Annotated in this window: 10 protein-coding genes; 3 read left to right on the top strand and 7 right to left on the bottom strand. The window is 73.3% G+C overall.

All coding sequences use genetic code 11. From position 1 onward, the window contains the following. Positions 1-12 precede the first annotated feature (12 nt). A complete protein-coding gene (locus tag ACFV0T_RS10135) occupies positions 13-915 on the bottom strand; it encodes an MBL fold metallo-hydrolase (RefSeq protein WP_385776466.1) in 903 nt (300 codons plus the stop codon). A 104-nt stretch (positions 916-1019) separates the two neighbouring features. Between ACFV0T_RS10135 and ACFV0T_RS10130 the strand changes: the two genes are divergently transcribed. Together ACFV0T_RS10130 and ACFV0T_RS10125 are read left to right on the top strand one after the other, a co-directional pair. Beyond that, complete coding sequence (locus ACFV0T_RS10130; RefSeq protein WP_385776464.1) at positions 1020-1931, top strand: AraC family transcriptional regulator; 912 nt, start codon at positions 1020-1022, stop codon at positions 1929-1931. A 268-nt stretch (positions 1932-2199) separates the two neighbouring features. Continuing rightward, positions 2200-4197, top strand: a complete 1998-nt coding sequence (locus ACFV0T_RS10125; RefSeq protein ID WP_385776672.1) for a glycosyltransferase family 2 protein — start codon at positions 2200-2202, stop codon at positions 4195-4197. A gap of 68 nt (positions 4198-4265) precedes the next feature. On the opposite strand, the gene ACFV0T_RS10120 is transcribed toward ACFV0T_RS10125, so the two are convergent. The 5 genes from ACFV0T_RS10120 to ACFV0T_RS10100 form a co-directional block, all read right to left on the bottom strand. Next, entirely contained in the window at positions 4266-5948 is a 1683-nt protein-coding gene (locus ACFV0T_RS10120) for a serine/threonine-protein kinase (RefSeq protein WP_385776462.1), read from the bottom strand. A 110-nt stretch (positions 5949-6058) separates the two neighbouring features. Beyond that, positions 6059-7687 (bottom strand): serine/threonine-protein kinase, encoded by a 1629-nt coding sequence (locus ACFV0T_RS10115; protein WP_385776460.1) that lies wholly within the window; start codon positions 7685-7687, stop codon positions 6059-6061. A gap of 114 nt (positions 7688-7801) precedes the next feature. Beyond that, positions 7802-9532, bottom strand: coding sequence for a protein kinase (locus tag ACFV0T_RS10110; RefSeq protein WP_385776458.1), 1731 nt, complete (start codon positions 9530-9532; stop codon positions 7802-7804). Between the two features lie 190 nt (positions 9533-9722). After that, entirely contained in the window at positions 9723-12350 is a 2628-nt protein-coding gene (locus ACFV0T_RS10105; RefSeq protein WP_385776455.1) for a protein kinase, read from the bottom strand. A 165-nt stretch (positions 12351-12515) separates the two neighbouring features. Further along, entirely contained in the window at positions 12516-14585 is a 2070-nt protein-coding gene (locus tag ACFV0T_RS10100; protein WP_385776453.1) for a protein kinase, read from the bottom strand. Between the two features lie 240 nt (positions 14586-14825). Between ACFV0T_RS10100 and ACFV0T_RS10095 the strand changes: the two genes are divergently transcribed. Then, positions 14826-15869, top strand: a complete 1044-nt coding sequence (locus ACFV0T_RS10095) for a serine hydrolase domain-containing protein (RefSeq protein ID WP_385776451.1) — start codon at positions 14826-14828, stop codon at positions 15867-15869. 206 nt (positions 15870-16075) lie between these two features. Here ACFV0T_RS10095 and ACFV0T_RS10090 read toward each other — a convergent pair whose 3' ends face one another. After that, positions 16076-17782: a glycerol-3-phosphate dehydrogenase/oxidase gene (locus tag ACFV0T_RS10090; RefSeq protein WP_385776449.1), complete on the bottom strand. Its 1707-nt coding sequence runs from the start codon at positions 17780-17782 to the stop codon at positions 16076-16078. Positions 17783-17978: the final 196 nt, after the last annotated feature.

The raw sequence follows: 17978 nt of genomic DNA, 5'->3' as shown, positions 1-17978 counted from the left end.
GTCGACGCGGGCCTACCCCGCCCACGCGACGGCCGCGAACGCGCTGCCCTGCCGGCGCACTTCCATCACGCCCGTACCGCCGAAGTGCGCCGGAATGACCAACTCGCCGAGATCGGCCGCCTGTTCCAGTACCCGTCGGCGACTGGCGGCCGCCTGCCCCGGGTCGAGGCAGAAGCAGCTGCTGCACTCGGGGTGCAGGATCTGCACCGGGCTGTGCAGCACGTCCCCGACGAAGACGGCCCGTTCACCGCGGGAGGCGACGCGCAGGACGGCGGAGCCGGGGGTGTGTCCGGGGGCGGCCTCCAGGGTGAGGTGCGCGTCGACACGGTGGGCGCCCTCCCAGAGCACGGCCTGTCCGGCGCGGTGCACGGGCGCGATGCTGTCCTCGTAGATCAGCCGGTCGTCCACCCGTACGCCGCCCCCGTACCCGCCCGCCGGGCCGAAGTGGGCGTCGTCGGCGGCCGGGAGGAGATAACGGGCGGCGGGGAAGGCGGGCACCCACTCCCCCGCCAGGTCCCGGGTGTTCCAGCCGACGTGGTCGCCGTGGATGTGGGTGTTGACGACGACGTCGACGTCCTCGGGCCGCACCCCGGCCCGCGCCAGCCGCCCCAGGAGGTCCCCGGTCCGCCGGTGGAACAGGGGGTTGCCGGGCCGCTCGCGCCCGTCGCCGACGCCGGTGTCGACCAGCACGGTCCGTCCGCCGCCGCGCACCACCCAGGTCTGGAGCGCGACCACGGCCCGGTCGCTGCCGGGATCCCAGTGGTCCGGGGCGAGCAGCTCCCGGTGGTCCTGCCAGACCTCGGGGCCGCAATCCGGGACGAGGTCGCGGGCGGGGGCGTAGGGGGCCTGCCACTCGACGACGCGGAGGATCTCGACGTCACCGAGGACGAATCGCTGCACGTGTTCATCGGTCATGGGGGGAGCGTAGGCAGCGGCGGGTGAGCTTCACGATGCCTGATCTGCTCCTCCTGATACGCGAGCGTCTCACTCCGGTGTCCGCACGGAGCTACGCTGCCCTCATGGACGTGGTCAGCGACGCGATCTCCGCCGTGCGCGTCGGGCGGCCCTCCTCCCGGCGGCTGCGGGTCGGCGGGCGCTGGTGCACACGGCTCGCCCCGTACGAGGGGGCCGGCTTCCACGTCGTCCTCGCGGGCGACTGCTGGCTGCTGCCGGACGGCGGCGGCGAGCCCGTGGCCCTGGGCGCGGGCGACGTGGTGCTCCTGCCGCACGGGGCGGGTCATGTGCTGGCCGACGGACCGGCCGACGCGGCGGAGGTGGACCGGGCGGTGCCGTTCGAGCAGCTGAGCGAGCCGCCCGGAGCACCGGCGGGCGGCGCGGTGGAGCTGCTGTGCGGCAAGTACCGGCTGGACCGCAGCCGGGTGCACCCGCTGATGGCGGAGCTGCCGGAGGTGGTGCACCTGCCCGACCGGGCCGGCCGCCACCCCGAGCTCCGCGCCGCCGTGGACCTGCTGGCGCGCGAGCTCGACGACGCGGCCGGCCGGCCGGGAGCCTGCCTGGCCCTGCCGAGCCTGCTGGACCTGCTCCTCGTCTACATGATCCGGGCGTGGATGACGGAGGCGGCGACGGGCACCTGGCCGACGGTGCTCGGTGACCCGGTGGCGACGACCGCGCTGCGCGCCCTGCACTCCGACCCGGCGGCCCCCTGGAGCAACGACCGTCTGGCCGCGGCGGCCGGCGTCTCCCGGGCGACCCTGGCCCGCCGCTTCACGCCCCTGGTCGGCCGGCCACCGATGGCCTACCTGACGTGGTGGCGGCTGACCCTGGCGGCGACGCGCCTGCGGGACACGGACGCTCCGCTGGGGACGGTGGCCCGGGAGGCGGGGTACGGAAGTCCGTACGCGCTCTCGCACGCGTTCCGCCGCGAGTTCGGGGTCACGCCGGGGAGATACCGGGAGCGACTGCGGGACTAAAGAGCGCGCCACGTTCTGACGCTTTCTCGCAGCAAAGTTTTGGAATGCAGCGTGAAATTGATCAGTGGCGGATCGGGCATATCCAGTGATCCGCATCACGCCGAGGTAAACAAAAGGTTTCGCCGTTTGGACACCGGGTATTCATCGGCGGCTCATGGTATCTTCACATTCCTTCCGGCACCTTTCCCCAAGCAAACGGAGGCTGAGCCAGCACCTGCGAAGCCGACCATGATCCGGGGCGTGCCCCGTATTCTTGGAGAGCGTGACGATGGCCGGCCCCACCGTTTCGGTGATCATCGCTGCGTACAACGCGATGCCTTATCTGACGCGTTGCGTCGAGTCCGTCGCGGACCAGACCATCGGCCGTGAGCGGCTGGAAGTGATCGCCGTCAACGACGGCTCCACGGACACGACCCCGGCCGAGCTCGAACGCCTGGCCGGTCTGTACCCGAAGCTGATGCGCGTCGTCCACCAGGAGAACTCCGGCGGCCCCGCCGCCCCCCGCAACGCCGGTCTGGACCTCGCGCGCGGCACGTACGTCTTCTTCCTGGACGCCGACGACTACCTGGGCCCCGAGGCCCTGGAACGCATGGTGGCCATGGCCGAGCAGAACGGCACCGACGTCGTCCTCGGCAAGATGGTCGGCGTCGGCGGGCGCGGCGCGCCCAAGTCGATGTTCCAGCGCGACCAGCCGAAGACCGATGTCTTCACCTCCCGTGTCTGGTGGACCCTCAGCCCCATGAAGCTGTTCCGCCGCACGCTGCTGGAACGGCTCGGACTGCGTTTCCCGACCGATTTGCGCACCGGCGAGGACCAGCCGTTCGTGGGCCGGGCGTACCTGGCGGCGTCGGGCATCTCCGTCGTCGCCGACTACGACTGCGTGTTCTGGGTGCTGCGGGACGACGGCAACAACGTCACCAAGACCACCTCCGGCTCGGAGCCGCGGCTGCGCTATCTCGCCCGCATGGTCGACATGATGGTGGACAGCGTTCCGGCCGGCCCGAACCGCGACCACCTGGCGCACCGGCACCTGACGGTCGAGGTGCGCACCCTGGTCCGCTGGCACCTCGCACGCGAGCCGCGTGAGCAGCAGGAGAAGACCCTCGCCCGGCTCGCCGAGATCATCGACCCGCTGCTCCACGAGGGCCTGCGCGAGCGGATCACCGGACTGGCCTGGCTGCGGCTGCACTTCATCCGGGAGCGGATGCTCGACGAACTCCTTGAGGTCGACCGCTTCGAGATCCAGGAGAGCGCGTCGAAGTCCGCCACCCCGCTGCTCGTCGAAGACGGCCGGGCCTATGTGCGCCACCCCTTCCTGCGCGACCCGGCCCGCTCCGTCCCCGACGCCTACTACGACGTCACCGACCGGCTCGGCACCCGCCACCACGTCTCCCGCGCCGAACTGCGCGGCACCGCGCTGCACCTGGCCGGGCACGCCTACCTGCACCGCGTGGCGACCGACGAGGTGAGCACCGCCCTCCTGCTGCGCGAGCGCGACAGCAAGGTCGAGTACCGGCTGCCCGTGACGCACACCCCGACCCCGGGACTCGGTGCCGACGACGACGCGGGGAACTTCGTCTACGAGCGGGCCGGCTTCGAGGCCGTCGTCGACCTGGACACCGCGGCCGACGGCGAGCCCCTGGCCGACGGCCTCTGGGACATCCACCTCAGCGTGGGCGCGCAGGGCCTGTCCCGTGAGGCCCGCATCGGCGGCAAGCGGGACCGGTCCCTGGACGGCGGCCCGGACGTACGGGTCGTGGACACCGCGCGGGGCGCCCGTGCCGTCACCCTGTACACCACCAAGCCGCACGGCAACTACACGCTCGACCTCGGCGAGCGCAAGCACCGGGTCATGTCACGGCTGCCCGTCGAGACGTTCCGCTGGTCGGCGAGCGACCCGGGCCTCCTGGTGGTCACCGGCCGGAGCACGCTCGGCGCCTACCCGGACGGCGACCTCACCGTCGTCCTGACCTGCGAGGGGACCAGCGTGGCCTTCCCCACCGAACGCACCCCGCACACCGACTCCTTCACCGCGAACGTCCAGGTGTCCGAGCTGCCCGCCGGTCTCTGGCGCGGTGAACTCCGTCTCGGCGACCGGACGGCACCGCTTCCGGCGCTCCCGAAGACCCTTCCGGCCGCCAAGTGGCACCGGCGCGGCCGGGCCTGGTACGCCAAGCCGGCCTCCGGCGGCGACGGCAGGAAGTTCGGGCTGCGGGTGGCACGGACCGGCCTGGTCAAGTCGCTCGCGGACCGGCTGAGGCCGTGAGGCCCAGCGAACCACTGGATCCCTGAGGCCCCGCGGCCCGGGCGGCACGGAGCGCGGGAGGGGGCTCGTCAGAGCCGGTCGACGTCCAGGTTCGCGATGGCCGTCCGCGCCACCTCCCGGCCCCGCCCCGTGACATCCCCCTTGCCCGGGTAGCTCACGGTGAGCTTGTACATGTCCCCGGCGGCGCTCTTGTAGTAGAAGATCCGCGCCTCGCGGGGACGGGAGTGCTGGGTGTCGTCGGTCTCGTAGACGATCGTGTTCTCGGCGGCCTTCCTGCCGCGGTACGTCATCTCGCCCTCGGGGGTGGTTTTCGCGCCCTTGGACATGTCGAGGTCGTAGCTGCCCTGCTCCCTGAACTTGCTGTCGTCGTCGTACATCTCGGCCGCCGCGGACCCGGCGATGGTACGGCTCGTGTCCTCGGCCTTCCGTTCCAGGGACAGGCCGATGGAGATGGTGCCGCTCAAGTCGGTGTACGTGACCCAGTGGCCCTGGTCCGACTTACGGTCGGGATGCGCGCGCTCGTAGCCGTGCGGCACCGCGAGGGTCGCGGCGACGTCCTTCTCCCGGTGCTTGTCCCAGCCGCCGGGCAGCGGGCCCGCGAACGGGTCGGCGAGCACCAGATACGCCACCGCCGCCACCGCGACGACCGCCGCACCGAGCCCGACCCACGCCGTGCGGCCGAGCCGCGGGCCCGTCCGCGGTCCGTTCCGCGGGCCTTCGCCCGCCTCGGTCCGCACCAGCTGGGTGGGTTCGGGGGCGGGCGGGTGCGCGACCGTCTCCAGCAGGGCGCGGACCTGGGCGGTGCCCGGGCGGCGGGCCGGGTCCTTCTGGAGCAGGCCGTTGATGGCCTCGGCGAGCGCGCCCTGCGCGGAGGCGGGCGGAGCGGGCGTGCCGTTGAGGACGGACTGAAGCGTGGCGGGCGTGTTGCTGCGGCGGAAGGGCGACACGCCCTCCGTGACCGCGTACAGCACCACGCCCAGCGACCACAGGTCGCTCGCCGGGCCCGGACGCTGGCCCAGCACCCGCTCCGGCGCGATGTACTCGGGCGAGCCGACGAAGCCGCCGGTGTCGGTCAGATTCGTCTCGCCCTCGATCTGAGCGATGCCGAAGTCGGTGAGGACGACCCGGCCGTACCGGCCGAGCAGCACGTTGTCCGGCTTGACGTCCCGGTGCAGAATGCCCGCCGCGTGCGCGGCCTCCAGCGCGCCCAGCACCTCCAGGCCGATCCTGGCGGCCTCGCGCGCGCCGAGCGTGCCCTCCTGGAGCGCGTCCCCGAGGGAACGTCCCCGCACCAGCTCCATCACGATCCACGGCCGGCCGTCGACCACGGCCACGTCGTACACGTCCACGACGGCCGGATGGTCCAGCCGGGCCGCGGCGCGCGCCTCACGGCGCATCCGCTCGAAGGCGTTGTCACGTTCGCGTTCGGGGAGGTGGTCCGGGACGCGTGGCTCCTTCACCGCGACCTCGCGGTCCACCGTCTCGTCCTTGGCCCGCCACACCGTACCCATGCCGCCGTGCCCGAGCCTGGCCAGCAGCCGGTACCGGTCGCCGATGAGCCGTCCGGTGCCGTCGTCCGCGGACTGCGGCGGCACGGCGGTGGCCGCGTTCGGCGGTTGTGCGACCACGGTGGGGTTGGGTGGTTGCGCTGACGCGGCCTGGTTCGGCGATTGCGCGGCCTGGTTCGGCGGCCGCAGAGCGAAACTTGTCGGCTCGTCGGCCCCGTGACGGCGCCCCCCGTTGCTCCTCATGACCCCATCCCTATCGCGCCATGAGCTCCCGCATCCACACGGAACGCACACCGGTCACAGACCCGTGACGCAGGTGGTCGCCTATCTCCGGCTTATGCCGGTTTCGTCGCTCAGGTCCGTACGAACGTGTCGACCGCGACGTCGAAGTACTCCCGGGCCTCCCGCACCTTCCCGACCGGCGCCGACACCCATACGTCGTACATCTGCCCGTTCTCCTCCCAGCACAGGTCGTAGGTGTGCCGGGGGCCCTCGGCCGTGCTGAAGCCCTTCCAGCTGAACTCCCACAGGGCGGCGGGCCGTCCGCCGTGCGCGGTCTCGACGACCCGGCCGTCGTGGTACCCGGGGTTCGTGTCGGGGCCCTCGGCGTCCGCGCGCCGCATCACCTCGAGCGGGCCGCCCGGTTCGGGGGCGGTGACCTTGACGCCGAGGCGGAAGGTCTCCCCCGGCGACATGTAGAAGATCCGCTCGCCCTGGGGCTCGCGGGTGAAGTCCTCCGGCACGGCGAGCGAGAACCCGGCCGGGTCGTCGGCGACGCGGTAGCCGGAGGGGGCGGTGGGGCGGTCCTCGGACACGGGGGACGGGGAACGCGTCGCGGAGACCGAGGGCGAGGGCGAGAGCGAGCGCGAGCGCGAAGGCGACGCGGAGTGCGTGCGCGGGGCGGACGACGAGGGAGTGGGCCTGGGGCTCGTGGAACTTCCCGGTGCCGAACTCACCGGCGTCCTGCCCCCGTCCCCGCCCCGGTCCATCAGCAGCGCCGCCGCGGACAGACCCGCCCCCGCCACCGCGGCGACGAGCAGCGCGGCCACCAGCACGCCCCGCCGGGAGAGTGCCGCAGGCGAGGGAGCCGGGGCCGAGCGGGCGGGCAGGTCCCGCCGGGTCGGCGTGTAGCCGGAGGGCGGCGGCAGCGGCGTACGGCCCGTGTCCAGGAAGCCGCGCAGCATCCGCTCCGCCTCCGCCGCGTCCAGCCGCCGCTCCGGATCGCGTTCGAGCAGCCCCCGTACGACCGGGAGCAGCGGCTCGGCCTGCGCGGGTGTACGGATGTCGGCGAAGACCACGGCGTGCAGGATGCCGCCCAACGAGTCGCGCCGGAAGGGCGATTCACCGCTGAGGGCCGTGCACAGCAGCGCGCCGAGCGACCACAGGTCGGAGGCGGGTCCGGTCCCGGCGCCGGACATCCGCTCGGGCGCGGTGTACTCGGGCGAGCCGACGAAGGCGCCGGTGTCGGTGATCGTGGTGGCGCCCGCGACCTGGGCGATGCCGAAGTCGGTGAGGACGACCCGGCCGTCCTCGGCGACCAGGACGTTCGCGGGCTTGATGTCCCGGTGCAGGACACCGGCCGTGTGCGCCGCGCGCAGCGCGCTCAGCAGGGCGATGCCGATCCGGGCGGCCTCACCGACGTCGATCGGCCCGCGCCGGGAGATCCGGTCGGCCAGCGAGCCGCCGTCGATCAACTCCATGACGATGTACGGACGTTCGTCCTGCTCGACGACGTCGTGCACGACGATGACATGCGGGTGACGCAGCTGGGCGACCGCGCGGGCCTCGCGCAGCGTCCGGTCGCGCTGGCGTCGAGCCTCCTCCGGGGAGAGGGTCTCGTCGAGGGCGAGCTCCTTGACCGCCACCTGCCGGCCGAGCAGTTGGTCGGTGGCACGCCAGACGACGCCCATGCCGCCGCGTCCCAGCCGCGCCTCCAGCCGGTAGCGGCCCGCGATCACACGGAAGTCCCCCTCGGTCCCCATGAGCCCCATCATGCCGCACCGGACGGCCGGGCTCCGGGGCGCCGACCGGCCAAGCCCGCGGCGAAAGGCCGCTCGGCGCCGACGGGTTGAGCCGGCCTTCCGGAACCGCGCAGGTCACGAAGTCTTGGGCTGCCAGCTCCGCAACAGCGCCGTGAACTGCTCCTGCGCGGTCGGCCAGTCCTCGGCCGGCGAGGACAGGTAGATCGCGTACTCCACGCCGTCCCGGCCGATGTACGTCTCGTCGATCGCGCGACGCGGCCCGGGGAACTTCGTGTCCTTCGCCTGCGCGGTCCAGGTGTACTCCCACAGCGAGGCCCTGCGGTCGCGGTAGGTGTTGGCCTCCAGCCGCACCTGGTGGTAGTCGACCAACCGGTTGAGCTGCTGGTCCAGGTCGCGCTGGTGCTCGTAGGGGTCGGCGAAGTCGGGCGAGGCGTCGACGGCGATCCGGACGAAGTGCCTGCCGCCGTCCGGCGAGTAGTCGATCTGGTTCAGGTCGCCTTCGTCGCTGAAGACCGACCGCGTCCAGCCCTTGGGCAGGGCGAGGCCGAAGCCCAGCGGGTCGTCGATGTGCTCCCAGTTGTCGGGGACCGTCTCCGCACCGGGGCTCGGCGTGCTCGACGTGCTCGGCGTGCTCGGCGACGGGCCGGTGCTCGTGCCGGTCGAGGCGGGCGAGCCGCTCTGATTCCGCCGCCCCTCGTCCCACTTCTGAAGGCCCACCGCAGTGGCCCCGCCGACGAGCGCGGCGAGCACGATCACCAGGGCGAGCGAGCGCAGCCGACGGCGTCTCGGGGGCCCGGACGTGACGGTCCCGGTCCCCACCACGGGGGTTCCACCGGGGCCCGCCGGTCCCAGCACCGTCGGCCCGACGGCCGTCGCGCCCGTCGCGGGACGGTACGCCGTGGCCGCCTCCGGCCCGTACGACGCCCCGCCGGTCCCCGTCTCCTGCCCGACGGGCTGCCCGGCCGTCCGCCGGCCCGCCTCCCCGGTGCCGCCGTACTGCGTCGGCACGAACGCCTGTGCGGTGCTGGGCCGCCGCCCCTCCGCCGCCTCGGCGAGCATCTGCTCGGCCTGGGCCGCGTCCGGCCGGGTGGCCGGGTCCTTGCGCAGGAGGGCGCTGATGACGGGCTCCAGCGGACCGGCGTACTGCGGTCCCGCGGCCTCCTCCTCGACGACCGCCTGCATGGTGGTCAGCGGTGAGGTACGGCGGAACGGCGACCGGCCCTCGACCGCCGTGTACAGCGTCGCGCCGAGCGCCCACAGGTCGGAGGACGGACCGGGGTCGTGGCCGCGGACGCGCTCCGGTGCCAGGTAGTCGACCGAGCCGACGACCTCTCCGGTACGGGTGATGGTGGTGTCGCCCTCGATCTGGGCGATGCCGAAGTCGGTGAGCAGGACGCGGCCGTCGTGGCCGAGCAGGACGTTGCCGGGCTTGACGTCCCGGTGCAGCACGCCCGCGGCGTGCGCCGCGGTCAGGGCGCGCAGCACCCACAGACCGATCCGCGCGGCCTCGGTGGCCTCGACGCGTCCCTGTTCCTTGACCTCGTCGGCCAGCGAGCGGCCCTCGACCAGCTCCATCACGATCCACGGCCGGCCGTCGTGCTCGAGGACGTCGTGCACGGTGACGACGGCCGAGTGGTTGATCCGCGCGGCGGCCCGGGCTTCCGCGCGGGTACGCGCGAGCAGCACGCCCTGTTCGCTCTCCGAGACGTACAGCGCGGCGGTCAACTCCTTGACCGCGACAGCCCGGTGCAGCAGCTCGTCGTGCGCCCGCCACACCCGGCCCATGCCACCGCTGCCGATCGAGTCGGCCAGCCGGTACCGGCCCGCGAGGAGCAGGCCCTGCATCTGATTCACGTTGCCCCGCAATGCTCTTGACAGGCTCAGACTAAGGACCGGCCCGCGTCCAGGGAACAAGCGGGGTACCACGGAAACCGCACTGTGACGGTTGTCGCTTCTGCCGACCGGCGGGAACCGAACCCGGGCAGTCGACGAAGGCGCCGAAACACCGTGGCCGTCCGGCGAGCCGGATACCGGGTCAGCCGGTGAACTGGTAGGTCGCCGACACCTGCTCGTACAACCGCGTCACCTCGTCGCGCTCGGCCTCGGGGCCGCGGACCTGCACCACGTGGTACCGCCCGTCGACGAGCATCGCCAGGTTGCGCACGAACAGCTCGCGCCCGCTGTCGTCGGTCCAGGTGAACTGCCCCTCGGCCATGGTCCGCCCACCCACCTCGATCGTCCGCAGGCCGCCGGAGGTGGCCCAGCTGGACGCGCGGTACGGCCCCAGCTCGTACTCCTTCTCGCGCTGGTAGACCATCGGGTCGGTGCCGTAGGTCGCCGCGCGGTCCCGGCCCGGTACGACGATCAGCTCGAAGTCCCCGTGCGCGTAGACCACCTGTCCGAGCCCGTTCTTCGGCGTGCGGTCCCAGCCGTTCGCCACGGCCACCCGGAAGCCCTCGGCGTCCTTGCGCAGGGTGAAGCCGTCGGCGACCTCGGGGCCGCTGGGCTGTGTCTCGCCGGTACCGGCGGACGCGGAGGGGGTGTTCTCCCGCGCGGGCGAGGTCTGGTCGGGCCGGGGCTCACTGCTCGCGTCGGGGTCCGTGTCCGACCGTGTCGGAGCCGGGCTCACCCGCCCGGCGCTGCCGGCCGCGCCGGTGTCCTTGGCCTTCGGCATGAACAGCACGGCGTACGCGATCGCCCCGGCCAGCACGAGCAGGATCAGCACGAGCAGGGTGCGCCCGAGGCTGCGCGGTGAGCCGGAGGACTCCTGCTTGGCGCGTTTGTGCCGACCGTGCGGACTGTTGGCGGGCAGTCCCGCGCGCCGCCTGCGCACCAACTCGCCCCGCCGCCGCACGATCGGCAGCCGGCGCGGGTCCACGGGCGGCGCGGCCACGACGTGCACCCCGGCCTCCGGCTCGGGCGCCGAACGCACCAGCGAGCGCAGCCAGCCGCCCACCTCCTCGAAGTCGAGCCGCTCGGTGGGGTCCTGGCGCAGCAGCGACTCGACGACCGGCCGCAGCGGTCCGCACTCCTCGGCGAAGGCGGGCGGCTCCGCGCACACCATCTGGACCAGTTCGGCGGTCGATTCCTCCGGGTACGGCGCATGCCCCTGTACGACCCTGAAGAGCAGCGCGCCCAGCGCCCACAGGTCGGTCGCGGGCCCGATCGGCGCGGCCAGCTGCCAGTTCTCGTGCACGGGACCCGCCTGCTCCGGGGCCCAGCGCTCGGTCACGGGCCCCACGAGCGCCATCCGCGCCTGCCGCGCCCGCTCGGCGGCCAGCGCGGTCGCCGGACCACGCCGGACGGGGGCACTGGCCAGGAGATCGTCCCAACGGGCCGGCTGCCCGGCACCGGCGGGAAGAGCGCCACCGGGGGCGCCCGGCGGTACGGCACCGGCGGGCAGCGCGCCACCAGGCGCTCCCGGCGCCACGGCCCCGGCGGGGAGGCCGCCGGCTGGCGCCCCCGGCGCGGGCGCCGCGGGGCGGGGCACCGCGCCCTGCCAGGGCGCTCCGCGCACGCCGTAGGGGTCGGCGATCTGCCCGGGCGGCACCACACCGCCGCCGGGGCGACTCCGCACGGCCCCGGTCGGGCCCCGCGCATCGCTCCCGGCGGTGTACGGCGACGGCGGGCGGCCGTCGGTCGTGTTGTCGCCCTCGGGGGCCGGACGGGCCCCGGGCAGTGCCGCCCGGCCGTTCTGCTGTGCCTCCTGCACCCGGGCCGCGGCCCGTGCGCCCGCGCGATACGCGGCGATCGCCCCGGCACGCGCGGCCCGGACATCCCCACCGCTCTCCAGGGCCGCCCGGCGGCCGGAGGGGGCCGAGGCGTTCGCCCCGTGCGTGCCGTGCGCCGCGTCCGGACCGGCCGACGGCAGCCCACCGGCAGCGCGCGCCTCGATGGCGGCCCGCCGCGCGGCCTCGGCCTCCACGGCACCGAGCCCGTCACCCCCACCGACACCGCCGGGCGCGCCGAAACCACCCCTCGGGCCCGTGACGCCACCGCGCCCTTCCACGGGCCCGGCGCCGCCGCTCTCGTCGACCTCCTCGACCGGCACCGGGTCGTACCCGCACAGCGCTTCCTCCGCCGCGCCGACCGCGAGTCCGGTCAGCATGACCCGGCCGTCGTCGCAGACGAGCACCGTGCGGGAGGTGATGTTGCGGTGGACCCAGCCGTGCGCGTGCAGCACCCGCAGGGCCATGAGCACGTCGGAGGCGACCTCCGCCGCCCGGTAGGGCGACAGCGGCTTCTCGGCGAGCAGCGCCGCCAGCGGCCGCGCGGCCACCAGTTCGCTGACCACCCAGAGCGAACCGCCCTCGGCGAACACGTCGAAGACCTGGTCGAGCCGCGGATGGTCGGGTATCCGGGCGGCCGCCTGCGCGGCCTCGACCGCCCGCCGCACGACGGGATCGGCCGGCCGCCGCGTGCTCGCGCCCGCGCGCGCCGCCGGTCGGCGCGGGCCGCGCTCACGCGCCGTGAACCCCTCGGGCAGCCCCTCGGCGTCGAGCACCTCCGCCTCGACGACCTCCGGCAACGGCACCTGCCTGACCAGGACTTCCTGCCCGCTGTAGGTGTCGAAGGCCCGGGTCTCGGCGAGTTCGTACTCGTCGGACGGCGGCAGCGGCAGGCGGTAGCGGTCGGCGAGCACCCGACCCGCGTAGTCGTCCACTTTGCCTCCCCCGGCCGCCCGGTTGGTCAAATCCGTTCGTCTCGCGGACCGTTCCGGCCGTATAGCTGGATGCGTACGGTCCGCAAGCACTCACGATACGTGCCGGAGGCAACCTGCAAAGAGGGGTTGACCGATCTCAGGCCCCAAACCCGCGGGCCGCCCGGATCACTTCTTCGGTTCGAAGGTCTCCGCCAGCGTCCGCCACGTGTTCTTCCGCAGATCGCCGTCCCAGATCGACGCCGGCGCCGTGTACATCAGGGCGTACCCGAGATGGTCGTTGACGACGAATCCGCGGTCGACGGTCCGGTACTTCGTGCCGCTCTCCGTGTAGGTGAATTCCCAGTCGGCGGTCTTCCAGCCGCGATAGTCCACCGTCACGATCTGGATCTTCCGGTACTGCGAGCGCGTCATGTAGCGCTCCTGGTTCTCCCAGTCCGCCTTCGGGTCGTCCTTCGGCGTGGTCGTCCAGGCGACCAGCAGCTTCTGCCCTCCGGGACCGGTGAAACGGTCCCCCGCGGAGCCCGAGGACTGGAACGTCCATCCCTCGGGCAGTCCTATCGAGTAACCCTGCCCGCCCTTGTGCTTCGACGCCACCTGGTCGTCAGAGGCGCCGGTGCCGGTGCTTGTGCCTGTGCCGGTGTCGCCCGAGCCGCCGGACGCCGCGCCCGCCGTGGCGTCCGGCGCCGACCCGTCCGCGGAGTCCGAGTCGTCGCCCGTCGAGGCGGACTGCGACGCGTCGTCGCCCGACCCCGACCCGTCGCTCGTGTCCTCCTTGGTGCCGGCACTCCCGCTCGCACTGGCCGCGGTACTCGCACCGCCGCCGCTCTTGGAGCCCTTGGCACTGTTGTCGTCGCCACCGAGCGTCAGGGCCAGCACGGTACCGATCACCGCGAGCACCACCACCAGGGCGATGATCACCAGCGTCCGCTTCGGCACCACGTCGGTCAGCGGCGCCTTGGGCACGGACCGCGGCGGCAGATCCGGCGGCGTCATGACGGGCCACCCCGAACTACGCCCGCCGGGAGCCGCGTTACCGCTCCCCTGAGCAGACCGCCCACCGCCACCGGCCGTGTCGGCCGACGTACCGCCGGACACCGGCGCGGAGGCAGACCCGGAAGCAGTTGTCGACGCCGGCGCGGACGCGGAGACCGCCGTCGTCCCGGCGCCGCCCGCGGCCGCTCCGCTGTCGGCGGACTTGGCACGCGTCGCGGCAGCCGAGGTGGCCGCACCGGCCGCGACGGCGGCCTTGCGCACCGAACGCAGCGCCCCGCGCAGCTTGTCCGCCGCCTCTTCGCCCCGCTTGCCACCGGGCGCGTCCGGCTGCGCCGGCAGGGGCACCACCTTCGTCGCGTCCGCGGGCTCCGGCTCGGCGGCCCTGGGCTCGGGCGCCTGGACCACCTTGGTCAGCATGGCCCGCGCGCCCGCGTCGTCGAGTCGCTGCGCCGGGTCCTTGGTGAGCAGCCCGTAGATGACGTCCTTCAGCGGACCCGCGTGCTTCGGCTCCTCCAGCGGCTCGGTCATCACCGCCGTGAGCGTCGCGATCGCGGAGCCCTTGTCGTACGGCGGAGCACCCTCGACCGCCGCGTACAACAGACCGCCGAGCGACCACAGGTCGGCCGCGGGGCCCGGCTTGTGGCCGCGGGCGCGCTCCGGGGAGATGTAGGAGGGAGCACCGACGAGCATGCCGGTGGAGGTGATCGACGGGTCACCCTCGACCTGGGCGATGCCGAAGTCGGTCAGCACGACCCGGCCGTCCTCGGCGATCAGCACGTTCGACGGCTTCACGTCACGGTGCAGGATGCCCTCGCGATGCGCCGACCGCAGCACGTCGAGGATGGCCAGGCCGACCTCCGCCGCGCGCTTCGGCTCCAGCAGACCGTCCTCACGGATGGCCTCGGCGAGGGACTTGCCCTCGACGAGCTCCATCACGATCCACGGCCGGTCGTCCTCGTCGACCACGTCGAAGACCGTCACCGCGCTCTTGTTGCGGATCCGGGCGATGGCCTTGGCCTCGCGCAGCGTCCGCGTGATCAGCCGGCGTTTCTCCTCGTCGTCGATGTTCGACGGGAACCGCAGCTCCTTGACGGCAACCGTGCGGCCGAGGGTCTCGTCCTCGGCGCGCCACACCGTTCCCATGCCGCCGCGGCCGAGCACATCTCCCAGCCGGTACCGCCCGGCGAGGAGACGTGCGCTCTTGTCCTGACGGGATGTCCCCGCCCGCTCCGCCTCCGACATGCGTCCCCTCATGCAACCCGCCCTGACAGAGCCTCCATTGTCCCTCACCCGACAAGTGCTCGACGCCCAGGGTGCCCCTGACCGCGCCACGGGGTCCGCGCGCTCCGGCCCGGGAGCCCGCGGATCTCACCGACTGATACCGGCCACCTGCTCCGACCTGGGCTCCAGCCGGTTCGTGGGGCCCGGTGAGGCCCATGTTCCGGGGCCCTGCATGATGGGCCGCGACAAGGGAGGGCCGCGATGGCGCCGCTACGGACACTGCTGGCCGTGCCTTTGTCCTTGGCCCTTCTCTGCCTGGTACCGGCCGGTTCGCAGGCGCGCTCCACCCCGCCCACCGACACCGTCCTGCCGCTGTTGGTCACCCGGGGCGAGGCACCCGCCGCGGCCCTGCTGGCCCGGGAGGGGGTGAACACCCGTTACGCCCAGGCCGGTCCGGGAATATCCCCTACCGACCACTTCCGTGCCGGCAGCATCACCAAGACCTTCGTCGCGACGATCGTGCTGCAACTGGCCGACGAACACCGGCTGTCCCTGTCCGACACCGTGGAGCGGCACCTGCCCGGCCTGGTGCGTGGAGCGGGCAACGACGGGCGCGCGCTGACCCTGCGCTCCCTGCTCACCCACACCAGCGGCCTGTACGACTTCACCCGGGACACCGGGGGCACCGTGCCCCTCACCCCTCTTCAGTCCGTGCGTATCGCGCTCACCCACCCTCCGGCCGACCGCGGCCGCTTCGCCTACTCGAACACCAACTACGTCCTGCTCGGCCTGGTCGTCGAGCAGGTCACCGGCCGCTCGTACGCCGCCGAGGCCGAGCGCCGCGTCATCGCTCCGTTGGGTCTGACGGGCACCTCCTTTCCCGGATCCCGCACATCCCTCCCCGTCCCGCACGGCCGCGCCTACGCCGCCGACGGGTCCGACGTCACCGAACTCGACCCGCGGGTGGCCGGGGCCGCGGGCGAGCTGGTGACCACGCTCGCCGATCTGGACCGCTTCTACGCGGCGCTGCTCGGCGGTGAGCTGCTGTCCCCGCACAGGCTGCGCGAGATGCTCGACACCCGTGCCGCACACGGCTCGTACGGCATGGGCCTGTTCCCCGTGAAGCTCCCGTGTGGGACCACGGTGTGGGGGCACAACGGACGCGTCCCGGGCAGCTACGTGCGCACCGCGGCCACCGTGGACGGCCGTCGCGTCCTCACCTTCCGGGTGAACACGACCGCGGTCGCAGACCCCGACCTCGAACCGGCGCTGCTCGCCGCCGAGTTCTGCCCCCGCACCTCGTAGAACGGCCGAGATTCGACCAGAGATCCCGGCCCGCGACACTCGTTCGAGTGATAACGAGTGGCCGGAGAGCGGCGAGTGCCGACAGGCCCGCAGCCCGCAGCCCCCACCGAGCGGGCCGCGGGACGGCTGCGGGCTGCGGGCTGCGGGCTGCGGGCTGCGGGCTGCGGGCTGCGGGCTGCGGGCTGCGGGCTGCGGGCTGCGGGGGCCTACAGCGGCACGATGTCCGGCGCACCCAGCCGTGCCGCGTCCGCCGTCAGGTCGTCCGGCTGGAGCTGCGACTCCCGCTCCGCCTCCACCCGCTTCTCGTAGTGCTCGACCTCGCGCTCGATCTGGTCCTTGTCCCAGCCGAGCACCGGCGCCATCAGCTCCGCGGCCTCGCGGGCGCTGCGCGTGCCCCGGTCGAAGGTCTCGATGGAGATGCGGGTGCGCCGGGTCAGCACGTCGTCCAGATGACGGGCGCCCTCGTGCGAGGCGGCGTAGACGATCTCGGCGCGCAGGTAGTCGTCGGCCGCCTGCAGGGGCTCGCCCAGGGAGGGGTCGGCCGCGATGAGGTCGAGCACCTCCTGCGCCGCCGAACCGAACCGGTTCAGCAGGTGCTCCACGCGCACCACGTGCAGACCGGTCTTCGCGGCGATCCGCGCCCGCGCGTTCCACAGCGCCCGGTAGCCCTCCGCGCCCAGCAGCGGAACGTCCTCGGTGACGCACTCGGCGACCCGCATGTCGAGGCCGTGCACGGCCTCGTCCACCGCGTCCTTGGCCATCACCCGGTAGGTGGTGTACTTGCCGCCCGCCACGACCACGAGCCCCGGCACGGGATGCGCCACGGTGTGCTCGCGCGACAGCTTGCTGGTGGCGTCCGACTCGCCGGCCAGCAGCGGACGCAGTCCCGCGTACACGCCCTCTACGTCGTCGCGGGTCAGCGGCACCGAGAGGACCGAGTTCACATGCTCCAGCAGGTAGTCGATGTCGGCGCTGGAGGCGGCCGGGTGGGCCTTGTCGAGGCTCCAGTCGGTGTCGGTGGTCCCGATGATCCAGTGCCGGCCCCACGGGATGACGAAGAGGACGGACTTCTCGGTGCGCAGGATCAGTCCGGTCGCGGAGTTGATGCGGTCCTTGGGCACGACCAGGTGGATGCCCTTGGACGCCCGGACGTGGAACTGCCCGCGCTCCCCGACCATGGCCTGCGTGTCGTCGGTCCACACACCGGTGGCGTTGACGACCTGCTTGGCGTGGACCTCGTACTCCCCGCCCCCTTCGACGTCCTGGACCCGGGCGCCGACCACCCGTTCGCCCTCGCGCAGGAAGCCGGTCACCCGCGCGCGGTTGGCGACGAGCGCGCCGTACGAGGCGGCCGTGCGCACCAGCGTGGCCACGTACCGGGCGTCGTCCATCTGGGCGTCGTAGTACTGGAGGGCGCCGACGAGCGCGTCCTTCTTCAGGCACGGGGCGACACGCAGGGCGTGACGGTGGGACAGATGACGGTGCGCGGGCAGTCCCCGGCCGTGGCCGCGGGCCATCGACATGGCGTCGTAGAGCGCGACGCCCGAACCGGCGTACAGCCGCTCCCAGCCGCGGTGCTGGAGCGGGTACAGGAACGCCACCGGCTTGACCAGGTGCGGCGCGAGCCGCTCCAGCAGCAGGCCGCGCTCCTTCAGCGCCTCCCGGACCAGCGCGAAGTCCAGCATCTCCAGATAGCGCAGTCCGCCGTGGATCAGCTTGCTGGACCTGCTCGACGTGCCCGATGCCCAGTCACGGGCCTCGACCAGCCCCGTGGACAGGCCGCGCGTCACGGCGTCGAGCGCGGTGCCCGCGCCGACGACACCGGCGCCGACGACCAGCACGTCCAGTTCTCGCTCGGCCATGGCTGCCAGTGACTCGGCGCGCTGCGCCGGTCCCAGTGTCGCTGTCCTCACCGCTGCCTCCCACTCGTCGGTCGGTCCGGCCGCACCCGTGGGGCGAGACCCGGCCCGTATGCCCCCATGCCCCAATCCTGACCGGGTTGCCCGACTTCAGCCACCAGTCGCCCCCAGCCTGTGGACAACATTCGCGGGACTACCGGAAAACGCAGCCGACCAATCCCACATAACGGTCATATTTACTCCTAGTCTG

This window comes from Streptomyces sp. NPDC059582 (assembly GCF_042735715.1).
GTDB lineage: Bacteria > Actinomycetota > Actinomycetes > Streptomycetales > Streptomycetaceae > Streptomyces.
This window is presented reverse-complemented; position numbering and strand designations above follow the sequence as displayed.